The organism is Stenotrophomonas sp. GbtcB23, assembly GCF_019091045.1.
GTDB classification, from domain to species: Bacteria; Pseudomonadota; Gammaproteobacteria; order Xanthomonadales; family Xanthomonadaceae; genus Stenotrophomonas; species Stenotrophomonas rhizophila_A.
Genome location: NZ_JAGXKC010000055.1, coordinates 1 through 15674 on the forward strand (window position 1 = coordinate 1; position 15674 = coordinate 15674).

The window sequence follows — 15674 nt, forward strand, 5'->3', positions numbered from 1 at the left end:
ATGAAGATGCGGCGACCATCGGTCTTGAAGCGGGTACTGGTAAAGGGGTACTGCACGCCCAGACGTACCCGCAGTTCTTCAATCGTGTGGCGGATCACTTTCAACGGAACGCCGGTGGCGGCAAACGTCTGGATAAAGCGCGCTTCGATCAGGTCGCGGAATCCGAGGCCATCGATACCTATCTCTGCCAGCTGGGACGTCCACAGGGGTGCATGGGCGGGTTGGCCGTCATGGCGTGGGCCGTAGCCCTTCAGCCATCGTCGCAGCTGCGCGGGCTTGCCCCCGATGAAGCGGGCGGCGTCTGCATACGAGTACAGGCCGATGCCAAAGCCAAGGGATTCCAGTGATTGCGCGGCGATACCCACGGTAAAGATCCTTCCTGAAACAACCGACGTCCAGCCGATCCTACGCCGGGACATCGGGTAGCAAGTGCGACGCCCGGCTACCTTCGCATATGAAGACAGCGCCTATGACCGAAAACGGGTGCGCCGTCATGGAATGCGGGGGAAGATGGTGCGCCCGGAGGGATTCGAACCCCCGACCAATGGCTTCGGAAGCCACTACTCTATCCGGCTGAGCTACGGGCGCATCTTGAAGAACCGCCGCACCACCGGCGGGCCGGGGTGGGCATCGCAGCGCCATGAGGCGGTGCGGGACGGGCATTCTATCCGTAAACGCGGCGCAGGTCTGCCCCCTTGGACGAAACAGCGCTTCCGGTGCCGGGGAAGGGGCCTTGGCGGTATCCTTTGCGCATGGCTTACGAACGTTTTGACGCCCCCGCGGGCGCACCGCCCTCGCGCTGGGGCCAGTACTGGAAACTGATGCGCGCCGATCGCCCGATCGGCACCCTGCTGCTGCTGTGGCCCACCTGGTGGGCGCTGTGGCTGGCCGCCGGCGGGCTGCCGCCGCTGTGGATCCTGTTCGTGTTCACCGCCGGGGTATGGCTGACGCGTTCGGCCGGCTGCGTGATCAACGATTACGCCGACCGCTGGCTGGACCCGCATGTGAAGCGCACCAAGGACCGCCCCCTGGCCAGCGGCCGGGTGTCCGGCCGCGAGGCGCTGCTGCTGTTCGCCGGGCTGATGCTGGTGGCGTTCGCGCTGGTGCTGACCCTGAACGCGCTGACCATCGGTATGAGCTTCATCGGCATCTTCCTGGCCGCCAGCTACCCCTACCTCAAGCGCTACACCCACCTGCCGCAGGTGTACCTGGGCATGGCCTTCGGCTGGGGCATTCCGATGGCGTTCGCCGCCATCCAGGGCGAAGTGCCGGTGATCGGCTGGCTGCTGTATGGCGCCAACATCCTCTGGTCCACCGCGTACGACACCTGGTACGCCATGGTCGATCGCGACGACGATCTGAAGATGGGCTCGCATTCCACCGCCATCCTGTTCGGGGATCTGGACCTGGTGATCCAGGGAATCCTGTACACGCTGTTCCTCGGCACGATGGCGCTGGTGGGCGTGCGCGGCGGGCTGGGTCTTTACTACTGGTTGGGCGTGGCGGTGGCTGCCGGGCTGATTGCTTACGAATTCTGGATCGCGCGAAAGCGTGAGCGCGACCCCTGCTTCAAGGCGTTCCTGCACAACAACTGGGTGGGCGCGGCGTTGTTTGCGGGTATTGCGGCGGCACTGGCGCTGGGTTGAGCTGCCGGGTCGCCCGACCAACGGTCGGGCGCTACCCGATCCGTGCGCGCTGGCGCCTGGCCGGTAGGTCACGACCGTTGGTCGAGACGCCGCGGTCCGGCCGCGTTCGTGACATCGGGTTGCTACCAATAGGTGACTGACAGCCTTGTCCCCCTCCTGCACACTGCCCCCCAATGAACCTGGGAGGGTAGGGCATGGCCAGCACCACATCAGCGCCGGCACGGGACGGCTGGATGGCACGCGCAGCGCTGCGGTCGGCGGCCTGGGCGGAAAAATGGTTTCCCGACGCGTATGTGTTCGCGGTGCTCGGCGTGGTGATCGTGGCAGTGGCCGCCATGAGCTTCGGCGCCACCCCGCAGGCCACCGCCAGAGCGTTCGGAGACGGCTTCTGGAGCCTGATTCCCTTCACCATGCAGATGGCCTTCGTGGTCATCGGCGGATATGCCGTGGCCACCGCCCCGGTGGTGGCGCGCTTCATCGAACTGCTGGCGCGGGTGCCGCGCACCGGCCGGGGCGCGGTGGTGTACGTCGGCCTGATCAGCATGCTGGCCTCGCTGCTGAGCTGGGGCTTTTCGCTGGTGTTCGGCGGGCTGCTGGTACGTGCACTGGCGCGCCGCCAGGAACTGCAGATGGATTACCGCGCCGCCGGCGCCTCGGCCTACCTGGGCCTGGGCGCGGTGTGGGCGATGGGCCTGAGTTCCTCGGCCGCCCAGCTGCAGGCCAACCCGGCCAGCATGCCGCCCGGCCTGGTGGAAATCACCGGGGTGCTGCCTTTCACCGAAACCATCTTCCTGTGGCAGTCCATCGCGCTTACCGCCGCGTTGATCCTGGTCTCGCTGCTGATCGCGTGGCTGACCGCCCCCGGCCCAGCCACCGCACGCACCGCCAGCGATTTCGCCGGGGCCGCGCAGGCCGAACCGGAACCGCTGCCGCCGCGCACGCGCGCCGGCGAATGGCTGGAGTACAGCCCGCTGTTGACCGTGCTGCTGTCGCTGCTGGCCTTCGGCTGGTTGTTCAGCGAATTCGCCAGCAAGCCGGTGGTGACCGCCATCGCCAACCTCAACACCTACAACTTCCTGTTCATTTCGCTGGGCCTGCTGCTGCACTGGCGGCCGCGCAGCTTCCTCAACGCGGTAGCCAAGGCCGTGCCCAGCACCACCGGTGTGCTGATCCAGTTCCCGCTGTACGGCGGCATCGCGATGATCCTCACCCATGCCGTTGGCAGTGGGGGAGAAACGCTGGCGCACCGGCTCTCCACCGTGTTCGTGCACATCGCCACCACCGACACCTTCGCGCTGGTGATGGGCATCTATTCGGCGGTGCTGGGCTTCTTCGTGCCCTCCGGTGGCGGCAAGTGGATCATCGAAGCGCCCTACGTGATGCAGGCGGCCAATGAACTGCATGCGCACCTGGGCTGGGCGGTGCAGGTCTACAACGCCGCCGAAGCCCTGCCGAACCTGATCAACCCGTTCTGGATGCTGCCGTTGCTGGGCGTGCTGGGGCTGAAGGCGCGGGATATCGTCGGCTTCACCTTCATCCAGTTGCTGGTCCACATCCCGCTGGTGCTGGGCCTGCTGTGGCTGCTTGGCATGACCCTGACCTACGTGCCCCCTGTCATGCCGTGACACGGCCAATGCGGTCCGCACAGCACCACGGCGTGGACCACGGCCGCCAGCTGCGGGTCCCGCAGGTGGCCGCGCAGCATCTGCTCCAGCCGGTCCCGAACGTACGCATCGAACTGGTGCAGCGGTTGTTGCTGCCCGATGGCGACCAACGCGTCGATGCGGCGACCCAGCTGCTCGTACATTTCTGTGTTCAGCGTGGTGTCGAACAGGCTGCGCAGCACCAACAGGCCGCGCGAGGACGGTGCGTCCGTGTCACCGGCCTGCGGTGGGTTCTCCAGCGCAGGCTCCAGCGCCTGCAACGCGGCAAACCGGGCCTGTGCGGTGCCGAAATCCACCAGCACCTGGCGCAAGGTGGTCCGGCCCCGTTCCACGGCATCAGCGTCCAGCCCACCTGCCTCCAGGCGCTGGCGCAGGCGGGTGTACAGCTGGTTGGCGCTCTGCGCCGCCGTTGGTTCGACCGGCTCGAGGGGACCCAGCAGCTGGTAATCGATCGGCTGCTCACACACCTGCGCGGCCTGCTCGCGCGCCCAGTGGCGCACCCTTCGGTCTTCGGCGTTGAAGCGATCGTCCTCCAGTGCCAGCCGGCTCACCGCATCGCGTAGTAACGAGAACCGGTGCAGCAGGGCGCGGTACTGTCCGCCCAGCAACGATGGCCCGCCGGTCAGCGCGGTCTCGGCCGAGATGGCCACCTGCAGCCGCTGCCCGAATGCAGTGACCCGGCCATGCAGCAGGTCGCGCCGGTGCCGGTGCAGGTCGATGTCATCACCATGCGGGCCGATGTCCCAGTCGGGCACGAGGTAATCACGACAGGCGTGGAAGTCCTCGGCGCCATCGGCCGGCAGCAGGCTGTGCAGGCGTTGGCGCTGTATGCCCAATGCCGGATGATTGTCCTGCACCGGCAACGGCAGCCACTCGGACGGCGCCGCCGCCGGGCGGTCGTCGGTGTGGAAATCCACCAGCATGGCGGTGCGCTTGTCGGGATGCGGCGCGTTGATCATGCCCACCGCGCGCAGCCGATCCGGTGCAGTGAGGGCGCGATCCACATACAGCACGGCCCATCGCGCATCCTGGGTTGCCGGCAGCTCACCATGCACGATCACCAGTTCCACCTCCGGCGGGATGCGCTCCGAGCCGCGGTCCATGGGCAGGCCGCGGTTGTCGAAGCCCGCCACATGGGTCTTCAACCGCCCATCCACCGCGAGCGCGCGCTGGTAGTCCAACGCCTGGTGGACCGTTCTCACCAGAAGCGTGGCGCGCAGACCGCGTTCCGCCAGCCGGACCAGATCGTGGAAATGCTGGCTGATGGCGGTGGCGACCTGGGCCACGCGTCGGGAGGGCGAATCGCCCTCGGGCTTCGGGCCGACGTCGCGCCATGCCTGCACCACCACGCCATCGGCGACGGCATGCTCGGGCGGATACTCGTACAGCCTCGGGCCAGGATCCAGGCCCGGCACCTGTGCGGTAACCGGTGCGGCCACCAGCGTCAGCCAGGTCGCCTGCGGCAGGCAACGGCGCAGACGACGCAGGAGGACGGGATCGCTGTCCCAGAAATCGGCATCCGCCAGCAGCACGATGTCGTCGTCGGCGGCCGCCATTTCATCATCGGCGCCGGGCAGCCTGGTCCTGCGCGCCCAACCACGCAGGATGCGCAGCGGCACCTCATGCAGCGAGGGACCCCTGCCGGCCAGGAACTCGGTGAGCTGGTCAGCAGGCAGTGGACCAGGCCGCTGGCGCCGGTCCTCGGGGGGCGGTGTGAGCCGGGTCAGTGGCTGCAGCACGCGAATCGGCCTGAACGCCGCATCGGTCCGCATGGCCTGCATCAGCCACTGCCGCGTCCGCTGCAGCCCGCTGCCGGTTGCCAGGCACAGCTGCCCGCCGGTACGACGGCCGCTGGCGTCGCGGGTGCTTAGTGCCTGCAGCGCACACTGCACTGCAAAGAACTGGTGGGACCGGACCAGACAGCGTCGGCCACTTCGGCCCTCTCGCAGGAAATGCCGTATCAGCTGCAGGAACCGGGGCGGCGACAGCACGCCATGCAGCAGTTCGGCATGCGTCGCCCACGGTGGGTCCAGCGGGACATCGGAGAAGGGCAACGCGGCATCGCGCAGCTGGGTCTGCGCGGCCCGGCTCCAGCCATGCTCCCGCCATTTCACCCACGCATGTGAAGGGGTGCCGACAGCGGCATGGCGGCCGCCACGACGGTCCAGGCTCAGCAACAGCTGCGCGTGCTGCACCGGCGGGTTCATCGGCATGCTGCCCAGGCCGCGCAACAGGTGCCGGATGCCATCCTCCACGGTTCCCCATCGCTTGTACGCATCGCGCTCCACGCAGGCCAGCACCACCAGGGGAATGCCGTTGACGTAACCGACCAGCTCGCGAACGTTGCCATCGGACAGATCTCCGGGAGCTGCCAACCGCAGGTCGGTACGCATCGCGTCAGCCACATCCCAATGGTTGCGCTGCACATGCTCCCAATCGATCAACGGAACCGGGACCGAGATCCGGCGCCCGTTGGGCAATTCCAGTTCGGTATGAACGCCGTGGACCAGCAGCCGGTGCACAGCGCTGCTCGACGCCACCCAATCCAGGCTGTGGCAGCACGTTTCGGCCTCGGCAATGATCCGGTCGAATGAAGAGGGCGAAAGCGCCACGCGCTCGCCTTCCCACTCGTACCGATAGCGACGCAGCCACGGCAGCAGCCGCTTCTCCAGCAATGCGCTGTGATGTTCGCCGCGTAACGCCGCCACCGCACCCTCATCCAGAGGGTTCCAGCCCAGCCGCCGCAGCCAACCCAGTACGGAATCGCGCACACCGAACCTGCTGTGGGGGGTGTTCATGCGCGCCCTCCATGTTGTGAACCGAAGACAAGCACGCAGAGAGCGTCGAATTTCTGGCGAATGATGTTCATGGCACCAGTCTGGACGAACGAATGCTGCCGTTGCTGTGTGCATCATTCCGTTTCATGCGTTCGGCGAGCGCAGCGCGTAACGCATTCTCGATGCATATTCCAATCGAGATAGCTTCGGTCAATTGATGAGAGGTTAAAGCAGCGGCTTCAGGTCAGATCCGACAGTTCCCGCTCCAGCGCATCCAGCTCGGCATTCAACGCCGCCTGGAGGGCCACGAAACGCGCGGACAGCTCGGCGCGTTGCGCGCGCAATGTCGCAAGATCCGCAGCGGGGCAGCGGGCCACCGGCTGCACGTAGCGTGCAACACTCAGGTTGCCGCCATTGCGGGCCAGCTCCTCGGAACTGGCCAGATACGCCACGCCGGGTACGGTTCTGCGCTCGCTGCAGAGGCGGTGCAGGGTGCGCGCCGCCTGATCACCAAGCCGCGGACCGCGCTTCCCACGCGTGGCCAGGCCGCGCGCATCGACAAACAGCACGGCGTCATGCCGGCGCACCTTGCGCAACACCAGCAACGCGGTCGCAACCGACGCACCGGCGAACAGCCGGTCAGGCAGGCCGATCACCATGTCCACCAGGTTCGCGTCCAACCAGCACTGCCGGATGCGCGCTTCCTCGCCATCGCGGAACAGCACGCCATGCGGCACCACGATCGCCATGCGCCCACGCACCGGCTCCAATGTGGCCAGCATGTGCTGGATCAGCGCGGTATGCGCCCACTGCCGGGACGGGACGCCCTGCAGGAAACGGAAGTAGGGATCGTGGCTGGCCTGCGCTGGCGCCCACTTCAGCGAAAGCGGCGGGCACGCCAGTGCCACATGGAAGCGCTGCAGCTCGCCGTCCTGCAGCAGCGGTTCCTCCAGCGGGTCGCGGACATGGAGGCGCGGGGTGTCCGTGCCCTGCAGCAGCAGGCGCAGCCGGGCCACCGCGCATTGCATGGCATCCGGCTCCTGGCCATACAGTGGGTAGCGGGCCGGGCCTGCCGGGCCAATCGCACTTTCCGCATCGCGCATCCAGCTGGCGGCTGCCCGCAGGACGGCCCCCTGCCGGCAGCTGGGATCGTAGACCGCCTCATCCACGCGGGGGTGGGTGAGCGCAGCCATCAGCCAACTCACCCCTGCGGGCACCTGCGCAGGGAGCAGGGCGTCCACCGCGTCGCCAACGTCCGGGCGGGGTACCCCGCGCTGCTGGCGGAAGTCCAATGCCGGCAGTGCAAGCCGCTCCAGCACCTGCAGCAGCACGGCATCGCGCGCCAGCGGGTCGTCGGGCAGCGCATCTTCCAGCTTCAACGTCGGGAACAGGCCACCCAGCTTGCGCGGATTGGCCAGGGTGAACACACGCAGCGCGTTCATCACCCTCAGGCCATTGCCTTCCGCATGACGCTGCCGGAACAGCGTGTCGAAGCGGGCCTGGAGCGGAACGCTGTAAGGCACGCAGCGCGGCGGCTCGCCCGGCGAGTACGGAATGTCCGGGTTGCCGTAGTACGTGGCGTCGCTGGCCACTTTCAGCAACAGCAACGAGAGGATCAGGCAGGTATCGGCGTCGGGCCGTTTGCCCCCATCGAGCGCGTCGCGGGCGTGGACGAGGGCGGCGAGCGTGGCGGGAACGTTGCACGCCATCACCCTGGCCGCTCGTCCAGGATGTGCGCCGCATAACGGGCGACCTCCTGGTGCCTTGCGGCGATCATCTGCTCGCAGTGAAGCTTCTCAAGCTGCGCTGCCCGCGCGATGGAAACGATGCGTTGCTGGAGGAGCAGGGGCGGCAACTGCACGCGCAACTCCTCGATGGCTGCCTTGCGGAGGCTCTGCTGACGTGATCCCGCAGATTGCCGGCGCAGGTACTCCTGTGCGCCTTCCTGGTTGAGCTGCCACGCGAGGAAGGCGGGCATGATCCGTTCGTGGTCGCTCACACGGATGACATACAGGTGGGGGCTGCAGACCGTGTCGGCGGGTGGGTTGCACAGCAGCACCGCGAGTGGATGGGCTCCGCGTGCGGCGAGCAGGACGTCGCCCTCCTGGACCCAGTCCGGCACCTTGCGCGGGTGCAGCCGCGTACGCAGCAGATCGCACGGATCGTGCACGCCCGATGCGCTGAGGTTCTTCAACTGGATCACGCGGACCGGCCCATCGGGGAAGGCGGTGATTGCACCCCGGAACGGATGTCCCTGGCGGATGCTGGCGATGTCCGAGAGCTTCGCACTGCGACGATGATTGTTCATGGGGCAAACCATGCGCGGCAGGAATTCGCACGTCAAATGTGCGTTTTGCACCATTCGGAATGGTGCAGCGGGACCCCCGGAAAGTGATACCTGCACCGAAAACTTCGAGAGGCACAGCGTTTGATTCCACGCATATGGGTAGGCCGGATCAATCGCGAAAAACAGGTTGCGCAAATCATCGCGTCTGGGGTCGTCGCATCGGCCCACATTCATCGTGCTGACTACGCTTTCCTCCACGTCGGGAATATCAGGATTCCGTCTTCGCATAAGCAATGTGGTGGCGGCAGAAAGCGTTGAAATACAAGCGGATTCCCGCAGTCCACGCGCATGGATTGACAATTCTGTCTGCAAATTGCCACATGGTCTTAACGAGCCCCTGCACACGATTGCCTCGACCGCGGCATACCGCTCGCGGCATCCGGAGACCCGTCATGGCCCAGCAGCGCAATCAGAGTTCCCAGAACCAGCGTGGTGAGCAGCAGGAGCGCGGACGCGACCAGCAGCAGCAACAGCAGCAGGAGCAGCAGCAGCGCAACCAGAATCAGCAGCAGGGCTGGAAGGACGAGGAAGAGTGACGGCTGGCTGTACTGCCGAACCATGAGGGCCCCGCTTCGGCGGGGCCTTTCTATTGCGCGTCAGCGAGTGCAGCGCCCGCCATCAGTTCATCCTCCACCGCGGAGAACCGCTGCAGGTCGAACGTATCCAGCCGCATCGCCTGCGCGGCCGTGGAGAACGCCAGCGTCGCCAGCACCCGCTCGGGGTGCTGCGCCCACGGCGGTGTATAGCGTGGCGCTGCAATCAGCCCACTCTCGCGGTAGTTCGCCAAGGTCACCAGGTCACCCAGGTCCACCCGCCCACAGAACAGCAGCCGCAGCGTATCGCCCCGGTTCTCATGCAGGGCGCGCTTGATGAAGGCGGTCACCAGCAGCAGCCCTTCCAGGTAGGCGCCATCCTTGGTGAAGCACACCCGCCCGCGTACATCGCCGCCCCGGAAGATGCGGGCCGCACTGCGGTAGCTGTCCACCTCCGATTGCCCGGCAGCGAGGAACGCGCGGAACACCTCGATGAAGTCCGCGCCCTCCAGGGCTTCCTGCAACCGCACCACCCGCAATGCCAGCCGGCGCAGGCGGTTGATGTCCATCGCCCCGGTGATGATTTCCGAGAACGTGGCCAGCCCCTCCTGCGTGCGCGTGGTGCGAGGCGCACCCGCGCCCAGGCAGCGCAGCCACGGCTGGTGCTTGCCGTTGAGCAGGGTGGCCGAGTGGATGAAGGCCTCATGCTCGACCAGCTGGTCCAGATCCAGCTGCGAGAACAACGCATCGGCGCGCAGGCGGATCACCTTGCTGCCGGCGGCGGCCTTGGAGGCCAGCTCGGTATCCAGCACTACTTTCACTTCGTCGTCGGTGAAGAACGGCTCGATGCGCTGGCGCAGCAGCACGGAGAAGTCCGGCGCTGGAATGTCGTACTGGATGCGCGGCACGTACTGCGAGCCGATCAGCTGGTCGGTGATGGCCAGCATCTGCGCGGCCGACTGCGCGGTGGTGGTGGTCTGCGAGCGGTACTGGGTGCTGGGCTGGCCGTACAGCAGCGTGGAGCACGCGGTGAAGCGCGGGTTGCCGATGTTGGCCAGCATGCTGGCGGCCACGCGGTAGCTCCACGCGGTGCGGTACAGCCAGTCGCCCACGGGATGGCCCCGGTCCAGGTGCTGCAGGATGTCGTCCAGCGCCGCAATGGTGTCGGTGTGGTCAACCGGCTGGGTCGGCGGGGCCGGCATCTCGGGCGCTCCGGCGCGCCAGGAGGCCAGGAAGCGGGTCTCCATCTCGATCGGCCACGCCAGCCCGGACAGCACGCGGATCCTGTTGCCAAGCTTGGCCAGCCGCGCATCCACTTCCAGTAAAGGCGCAAGCGCAGGGTCCGCCTGGGTTGGGTCGGGGCAGGAGGGGGACGTGACCTTTTCCACGGCGGTACCCTGGCTTGAGCACGCTCCCACTGTGTTGGCAGCGGGCTGCCCCGGCAACCGCGCTTCTACCTGCCGGAAGGCAGCAAATGTACTGGGCGCAGGTGAATGGGGCGATCAGGCTGGCGCATGCGCGCGCAGGCGCCAGCCCTGCGCGGGGTCGTCCAGCGCGCCCGCCGCCACATCGCCCAGCGTCACCACGATGCCCCGTGCGTTGGGCAGCACCTTCTCCTCCGGAAACCAGCGGCGGGTGGCATCCACCACGATCAGCAGGCCCTCGTCATCGCCCAGCGCAGCGAAGTGCGGTACGGGTGGGCTGAGGTAGTCCAGCCCGAATGCCGCTTCGGCGCGGGCACACAGCGCGGCCACGTCGGCCGTGGGCAGCCCGACCTCGCTCACGCAGGTCAGCTCGCTGCCGTGGAACGCCCCGACTCGCCCGGATGCAGGCAGCCGGCGCCGCCCGATCAGTTCCAGGATCAGCCCATCGGGGCCATCGAAGTAGATGGATTCCGACTCCCAGCGACCGCCGAAGGTGAAGTGCGCCTCGCCCTTGGCATTGCGCTGCAGCGGTGTGCGCGCCAGCAGCCAGGCGGTGGCGGCCTCGAAACGATCGGCCGGCACGTTGAAGGCCAGGTGCACGCCGCCGATCGGGTCGCTGCCTGCCGGGCGCAGTTGCACGCCGGTCCAGCCGATCCGCACCACGTCGTCCTGTACCGGCAGCTGCAGCACTTCTGCGAAGTAGGCGCCCACCTGTGCAACATCGGAAACGGGAAGCTGGAGCGTATGGATGCGCATGGAACCAGGCACCGAAAGGAGGAGGTGATGTCAAAGGCTGACATCGCCGGTTGGGAGAATGGATCCTTGGCCCTTACAATGTGATGAGCTTCACGTTAACTACGTGCGTTTCATCACGCATGTCGTCACCGCCCGGGTCCGTGGGCGGGATGTGAACGCCATGGCATTGGCGCGCAGCTATCCTACGCCCCCCGGCGTAGTGTGATGCGCGCCACGACACGAATCAGGAGGATCCGTTGTCCCATCATCGTCCCATGACGCTGCTCGCCCTGTCGCTGAGCATCCTGCTGGCCGCGTGCAAGCCCGACGCCGCCCCGACCGCTCCGGCGGATGCCGCCACACCCGTCGCCGCAGCACCTGCTGCCGCCCCGGCCGCCGCACCCGCCACTGCCGAGCCCACCGCACCGGCCACTGCCGCCGATGCCTCCGCCACCTGCGAACTGGCCGACTTCGATGCGTTCCTGCCGGAGTTCGGCAGGAAGATCGCCCTGCAGGAGAAGTCGGTAGCCGACCCGCTGTTGAGCGAACGCTACGACACCGAAGGGCAGGGCGAGCCCACTCTGATCACCGAGAAGGTCCCGCTCAGCGAGGTCACCTGGCCGGTCATGCCCAATCCCTCGGGCCTGAAGGCCGTGGGCCGCGAGATGCAGGTAACCAAAGAGGCCGATGGCAGCATGAAGGTGCTGATCCGCACGCCCGATACCAGCAACCAGCAGTCGTACTACTTCGCCCAGCGCCCGTGCTGGCAGCTGGTGCGCATGGCCGATGAGTCGATCTGATCCAGGGAGCGGGTGATGTCCACACTGCGTTTCGTTCCGACTGCCGCACTGGTGCTGTTGATGGCCGCGTGCAATGCACCCACCGGGGAGGGCGGCACCGCCGCCACTCCGGAAACCGCCGCCGCACCTGCGGTCGCAGCGGCGACTACCCCTTCACCCACACCGCAGGAAGAGAAAGGCATGCACAAGGAATGCCCAGGTGCCACGCTGCACCTGACCGCGTTGCCGACCAAGGACGGCGACACCACCCGCACCCGCCTGGAGATCGAGAAGGACGGCCAGCGCCGTACCATCGAGACCCCGGCAGAGCTGGGTGATTACACCGCTGTTGGCCTGGCCTGCGCTGAAGACAAGCAGGGCGCTTCGTATTTCGTGGTGCAGTACGGCGAACTGCCGTTCGGCTGCGCCTTCTGCGAATGGTTCACGCTGTACGACGCCGATGGCAGGCAGCTGACCCACAACACCCCGCCCCTGCGCGGCGAAGCCGATGCGCAGTCGCCCAACAACGACGAGTATTCGCAGCTGATCGCCAAGCTCGGCATCACTCACCCGGAGGTGGACTACATCGAAGACTGAGCAGTACATCGACAAGACGTCGATGCGCATTGCCCGGACACGATGTCCGGTAGGTATCGACCGTTGGTCGATACACCCCTTTAAGGAAAGCCCCTTTCTCATAGAATGGATAGCACAGACATGCCTGATGACATCTACACCAACATGGTGCAGCCGCCTGGCGCGGCATACCGCAGCAACCAGATTGAATCGTGGAGCCACTACCGCGAACCGATCGACGAAAGCCGCGCGCTGCACGGCCAATCGCGCCGCTGGGGCGATGCTTCCCCCGAAGTACAGTCGCGCGTAATCGACTCGCTGATCGAGTCCTCGCGCGAAGCCGGCCTGACCCCGCGCGAAACCGCGTATGTGCTGGCCATCGCCCGCGTCGAATCCGGCTTCAACCCGGATGCCGCCGCCGGCACCACCTCGGCCTCCGGCCTGGGCCAGTTCATCGACCGCACCGGCAAGCACTACGGCCTGAACAACGCCAACCGCTTCGACGTCGACGCGCAGTCCGACGCGCTGGTGGCGCACTTCGTCGACAACCGCAACCTGGCACGCGACCGTGGCCAGGGCGAAGACTACATCTACAAGTACCACCACGATGGCCCGACCAAGGACTACGGCGGCCTCGGCCTGTCGCAGCGCAAGGTCGCGCCGCACCTGGATGAGTACGAACAGTTCGTCAACCAGCGCCTGAGCCAGACCCAGACGCAGGCACCGGCCCAGCAGCATGCCGTTGCGGGCGCCGCCGCTGCCGTGGCCGGCGCTGCTGCGGTGGGCGCCGCCGCCACCCAGGCGCGCTCCTACGAGCACACCATGCAGGTGATGCTGCCGCCGCAGAACGGCGTCAAGCCGCACATCACCGGCCACTTCGGTGAGCACCGTGGCGAGAAGAGCCATGGCGGCAGCGACTTCAACTACGTTGGTGGCCAGACCGGCCGCAACCTGCAGCACCCGACCATCCACGCGCCGATCGCCGGCACCGTGACCTCGGTGGGCGGCAAGTACGGCACGGTGATGATCCAGGACGCGCAGGGCAACTCGCACCAGATCCTGCACATGCAGGACACCAAGGTGAAGGTCGGGCAGCACGTGGAGCCGGGCGACCCGATCGGCACCATGGGCGGCCGCGGCCCGCAGGGCGCCAACCAGTACGCCCAGCACGTGCACTACCAGATGAAGGATCCGGCCGGGAAGCTGATCAACCCGGAGACCTACTGGAACAAGGGCATCCAGCAGGAAGCGGGCAAGCACGGGCATGCGCACGACCATGACCATGCGCCGGCCGGCACCCTGCGCAAAGGCGACCGCAGCGACGAGGTGACGAAGCTGCAGGAAGAGCTGAACCGCCTGGGCGTGCGCGATGCCAACGGCAACCGCCTTTCCGAAGACGGCAAGTTCGGCGACAACACCCGCGAAGCGGTGCAGGCCTTCCAGAAGCAGCAGGGCCTGAAGGACGACGGCATCGTGGGCCGGGAGACCTTCGGCAAGCTGGCCGCCACCCAGGCGCAGGGCGCGGAAACCCGCACCGCCACTGGTCCGCAGCTGGGCGACAAGGGCCACGCGGACACGCCGCTGCACAACGCGATCCGTGGCCAGCTGCCTGCCGCCATCTCCAACGAAGCGGCGGCCAACGTCACCCTGCAGGCCAAGCAGGCCGGCATTGATTCGCCGGAAAAGCTGCAGAGCGTGACCGTGCAGGATGGCAAGGCGTTCGTGATGGGCACCACCCCGGGCTACCGCACCGCGGTGGACCTGAGCGAGGCGCCGTCGCTGGAGCACACCAACGCCCAGCTGCAGAGCAACAACGCCAGCCAGCAGCAACAGGTGCAGGAAGAGCAGCAGAAGGTGGCGATGGGCCGCTGAGCCCACCGTCGATCTGCGCAACAGCGTGTGTGGTATGGAGGCCAGCCGGGGCAACCCGGCTGGCCTTTTCTTTGCCGGGGCGCCCCTGGCTTAAACTACCCTGCGGCTGCATCGCAGCGTTTCTGGCAGTGAACGAGGTTGATCGAGATGGAGATGGGACGCCGCCAGCCGGCCATTGAACTGGTGGCCATCGATATGGATGGCACGCTGCTGGACCCGGCGCACAAGCTCACCCCGCGCGTGAAGCAGGCCATCGCCCGCGCACGGGCGCAGGGCGTGCGGATCGTGTTGACCAGCGGGCGACCGGTGTCCGGCCTTGCCCCGTTCCTGGAGGAACTGGACATCGATGGCGCGGACGACTACTGCATCGCCTGCAATGGCGGGCTGGTCACCCGCATTGCCACTGGCGAGGTGGTGGTGGAATACCCGCTCAGCTTCGATGATTTCCTGTTCTGCGAGCAGGTGGCGCGCGAGCTGGGTGTGCACTTCCAGGCACTGGATGGCGAACGGCTGTACACGCCCAACCGCGACATCAGCATCTACACCGTGGCCGATTCGCACCTGTCACGCGTGCCGTTGTCCTATCGCAGCGTGGAAGAAATGGACCCGGCGATGTCCTTCATCAAACTGATGATGGTCGACGAACCGCAGATCCTGGACGCTGTCATCCCGCGCCTGCCATCGGCGCTGACCGAACGCTTCGCCGTGCTCAAGAGCGCGGCGTTCTTCCTCGAAGTGTTCGACCACCGCGCTGGCAAGGGCCCAAGCCTGCAGAAGCTGGCCGAACACCTGGGCATCGACCGCATGCAGGTGATGGCCATCGGCGACCAGGAAAACGACCTGACCATGCTTCAGTACGCCGGCACCAGCGTGGCGATGGGCAACGCGGTGGACATCGTCAAGTCGACCGCGCTGCATCAGACCACCACCAATTCCGAAGACGGTGTGGCCTTGGCCATCGAGCGTTTCGTGCTGGGTGACTAGAACAGTGGCGGTCCTTCAATGTCAATGATGAATCAAACCGCGAATCGATGAAGATCGAAGTCGGCACGAGCTTGCCGTCGGCTCGTGCTCTGGGCGAATTGGTCGAAGTACGCAGGGCGCCCAAACGGCCGCCGACATTATTCCCTTCATTCTGAGGATCAATTGTGCATGTAGGAACATTGAGATCAGTCATCGTGGCGATCGCATTACTTTCCGCAACGGCACAGGTAGAGGCCAAGGACGCTAAGGTTGACCTCGTGTCAAAGGTGTTCCGTGATGGCGAGTACACCCCCCATGTCTATCTTGAATCTGAAATTCTTCGCCGTTACGGTGAAGG

12 protein-coding genes, 1 tRNA gene and 1 pseudogene are annotated in these 15674 nt (G+C 66.4%); 7 read left to right on the forward strand and 7 right to left on the reverse strand.

Going from position 1 to position 15674, the window contains the following annotated elements:
- Both KVS69_RS16300 and KVS69_RS16305 read right to left on the reverse strand, forming a co-directional pair.
- A pseudogene (locus KVS69_RS16300) lies at positions 1-365 on the reverse strand (hypothetical protein); the annotation flags it as partial.
- A 146-nt stretch (positions 366-511) separates the two neighbouring features.
- A tRNA-Arg gene (locus KVS69_RS16305) sits at positions 512-588 on the reverse strand.
- A 164-nt stretch (positions 589-752) separates the two neighbouring features.
- Here KVS69_RS16305 and ubiA point away from each other — a divergent pair.
- Together ubiA and KVS69_RS16315 are read left to right on the forward strand one after the other, a co-directional pair.
- Complete coding sequence (ubiA, locus tag KVS69_RS16310; protein WP_093532716.1) at positions 753-1646, forward strand: 4-hydroxybenzoate octaprenyltransferase; 894 nt, start codon at positions 753-755, stop codon at positions 1644-1646.
- 194 nt (positions 1647-1840) lie between these two features.
- A complete protein-coding gene (locus tag KVS69_RS16315) occupies positions 1841-3271 on the forward strand; it encodes a TIGR00366 family protein (protein WP_217538968.1) in 1431 nt (476 codons plus the stop codon).
- On the opposite strand, the gene KVS69_RS16320 is transcribed toward KVS69_RS16315, so the two are convergent.
- The 3 genes from KVS69_RS16320 to KVS69_RS16330 form a co-directional block, all read right to left on the reverse strand.
- Positions 3247-6108: a type I restriction endonuclease gene (locus tag KVS69_RS16320; RefSeq protein WP_217538969.1), complete on the reverse strand. Its 2862-nt coding sequence runs from the start codon at positions 6106-6108 to the stop codon at positions 3247-3249. The two genes, KVS69_RS16315 and KVS69_RS16320, sit on opposite strands and share 25 nt — an antisense overlap.
- Before the next feature lie 218 nt (positions 6109-6326).
- Positions 6327-7796, reverse strand: coding sequence for an N-6 DNA methylase (locus KVS69_RS16325; RefSeq protein WP_217538971.1), 1470 nt, complete (start codon positions 7794-7796; stop codon positions 6327-6329).
- Positions 7796-8395 (reverse strand): restriction endonuclease subunit S, encoded by a 600-nt coding sequence (locus KVS69_RS16330; RefSeq protein ID WP_254622236.1) that lies wholly within the window; start codon positions 8393-8395, stop codon positions 7796-7798. Before KVS69_RS16330 ends, KVS69_RS16325 begins: the two co-directional genes overlap by 1 nt.
- A gap of 431 nt (positions 8396-8826) precedes the next feature.
- Here KVS69_RS16330 and KVS69_RS16335 point away from each other — a divergent pair, with 431 nt between their 5' ends.
- Positions 8827-8970 carry a hypothetical protein gene (locus KVS69_RS16335; protein ID WP_167693310.1) on the forward strand — a complete coding sequence of 48 codons (144 nt, stop codon included), beginning with the start codon at positions 8827-8829 and terminating at the stop codon, positions 8968-8970.
- 50 nt (positions 8971-9020) lie between these two features.
- Here the strand turns inward: KVS69_RS16335 and KVS69_RS16340 are convergent, their stop codons facing one another.
- Both KVS69_RS16340 and KVS69_RS16345 read right to left on the reverse strand, forming a co-directional pair.
- Complete coding sequence (locus tag KVS69_RS16340) at positions 9021-10355, reverse strand: flavohemoglobin expression-modulating QEGLA motif protein (RefSeq protein WP_217538973.1); 1335 nt, start codon at positions 10353-10355, stop codon at positions 9021-9023.
- 114 nt (positions 10356-10469) lie between these two features.
- Entirely contained in the window at positions 10470-11147 is a 678-nt protein-coding gene (locus tag KVS69_RS16345) for a VOC family protein (RefSeq protein ID WP_217538975.1), read from the reverse strand.
- A gap of 254 nt (positions 11148-11401) precedes the next feature.
- Between KVS69_RS16345 and KVS69_RS16350 the strand changes: the two genes are divergently transcribed.
- The 4 genes from KVS69_RS16350 (at position 11402) to yidA (ending at position 15337) form a co-directional block, all read left to right on the forward strand.
- On the forward strand, positions 11402-11926 hold the full coding sequence (locus tag KVS69_RS16350; RefSeq protein ID WP_217538978.1) for a hypothetical protein: 525 nt from the start codon (positions 11402-11404) through the stop codon (positions 11924-11926).
- 15 nt (positions 11927-11941) lie between these two features.
- Positions 11942-12502, forward strand: a complete 561-nt coding sequence (locus tag KVS69_RS16355; protein ID WP_249833271.1) for a hypothetical protein — start codon at positions 11942-11944, stop codon at positions 12500-12502.
- 120 nt (positions 12503-12622) lie between these two features.
- Positions 12623-14353 (forward strand): peptidoglycan-binding protein, encoded by a 1731-nt coding sequence (locus KVS69_RS16360; RefSeq protein WP_217538980.1) that lies wholly within the window; start codon positions 12623-12625, stop codon positions 14351-14353.
- Between the two features lie 147 nt (positions 14354-14500).
- Positions 14501-15337, forward strand: a complete 837-nt coding sequence (gene yidA, locus KVS69_RS16365; RefSeq protein WP_217538981.1) for a sugar-phosphatase — start codon at positions 14501-14503, stop codon at positions 15335-15337.
- Positions 15338-15674: the final 337 nt, after the last annotated feature.

What these genes read in the sequence shown, in the direction of transcription:
- ubiA (WP_093532716.1), top strand. Translation starts at nt 753, where the DNA reads ATGGCTTACGAACGTTTTGACGCCCCCGCGGGCGCACCGCCCTCGCGC.
- KVS69_RS16315 (WP_217538968.1), top strand. Translation starts at nt 1,841, where the DNA reads ATGGCCAGCACCACATCAGCGCCGGCACGGGACGGCTGGATGGCACGC.
- KVS69_RS16320 (WP_217538969.1), bottom strand. Translation starts at nt 6,108, where the DNA reads ATGAACACCCCCCACAGCAGGTTCGGTGTGCGCGATTCCGTACTGGGT.
- KVS69_RS16325 (WP_217538971.1), bottom strand. Translation starts at nt 7,796, where the DNA reads ATGGCGTGCAACGTTCCCGCCACGCTCGCCGCCCTCGTCCACGCCCGC.
- KVS69_RS16330 (WP_254622236.1), bottom strand. Translation starts at nt 8,395, where the DNA reads ATGAACAATCATCGTCGCAGTGCGAAGCTCTCGGACATCGCCAGCATC.
- KVS69_RS16335 (WP_167693310.1), top strand. Translation starts at nt 8,827, where the DNA reads ATGGCCCAGCAGCGCAATCAGAGTTCCCAGAACCAGCGTGGTGAGCAG.
- KVS69_RS16345 (WP_217538975.1), bottom strand. Translation starts at nt 11,147, where the DNA reads ATGCGCATCCATACGCTCCAGCTTCCCGTTTCCGATGTTGCACAGGTG.
- KVS69_RS16350 (WP_217538978.1), top strand. Translation starts at nt 11,402, where the DNA reads ATGACGCTGCTCGCCCTGTCGCTGAGCATCCTGCTGGCCGCGTGCAAG.
- KVS69_RS16355 (WP_249833271.1), top strand. Translation starts at nt 11,942, where the DNA reads ATGTCCACACTGCGTTTCGTTCCGACTGCCGCACTGGTGCTGTTGATG.
- KVS69_RS16360 (WP_217538980.1), top strand. Translation starts at nt 12,623, where the DNA reads ATGCCTGATGACATCTACACCAACATGGTGCAGCCGCCTGGCGCGGCA.
- yidA (WP_217538981.1), top strand. Translation starts at nt 14,501, where the DNA reads ATGGAGATGGGACGCCGCCAGCCGGCCATTGAACTGGTGGCCATCGAT.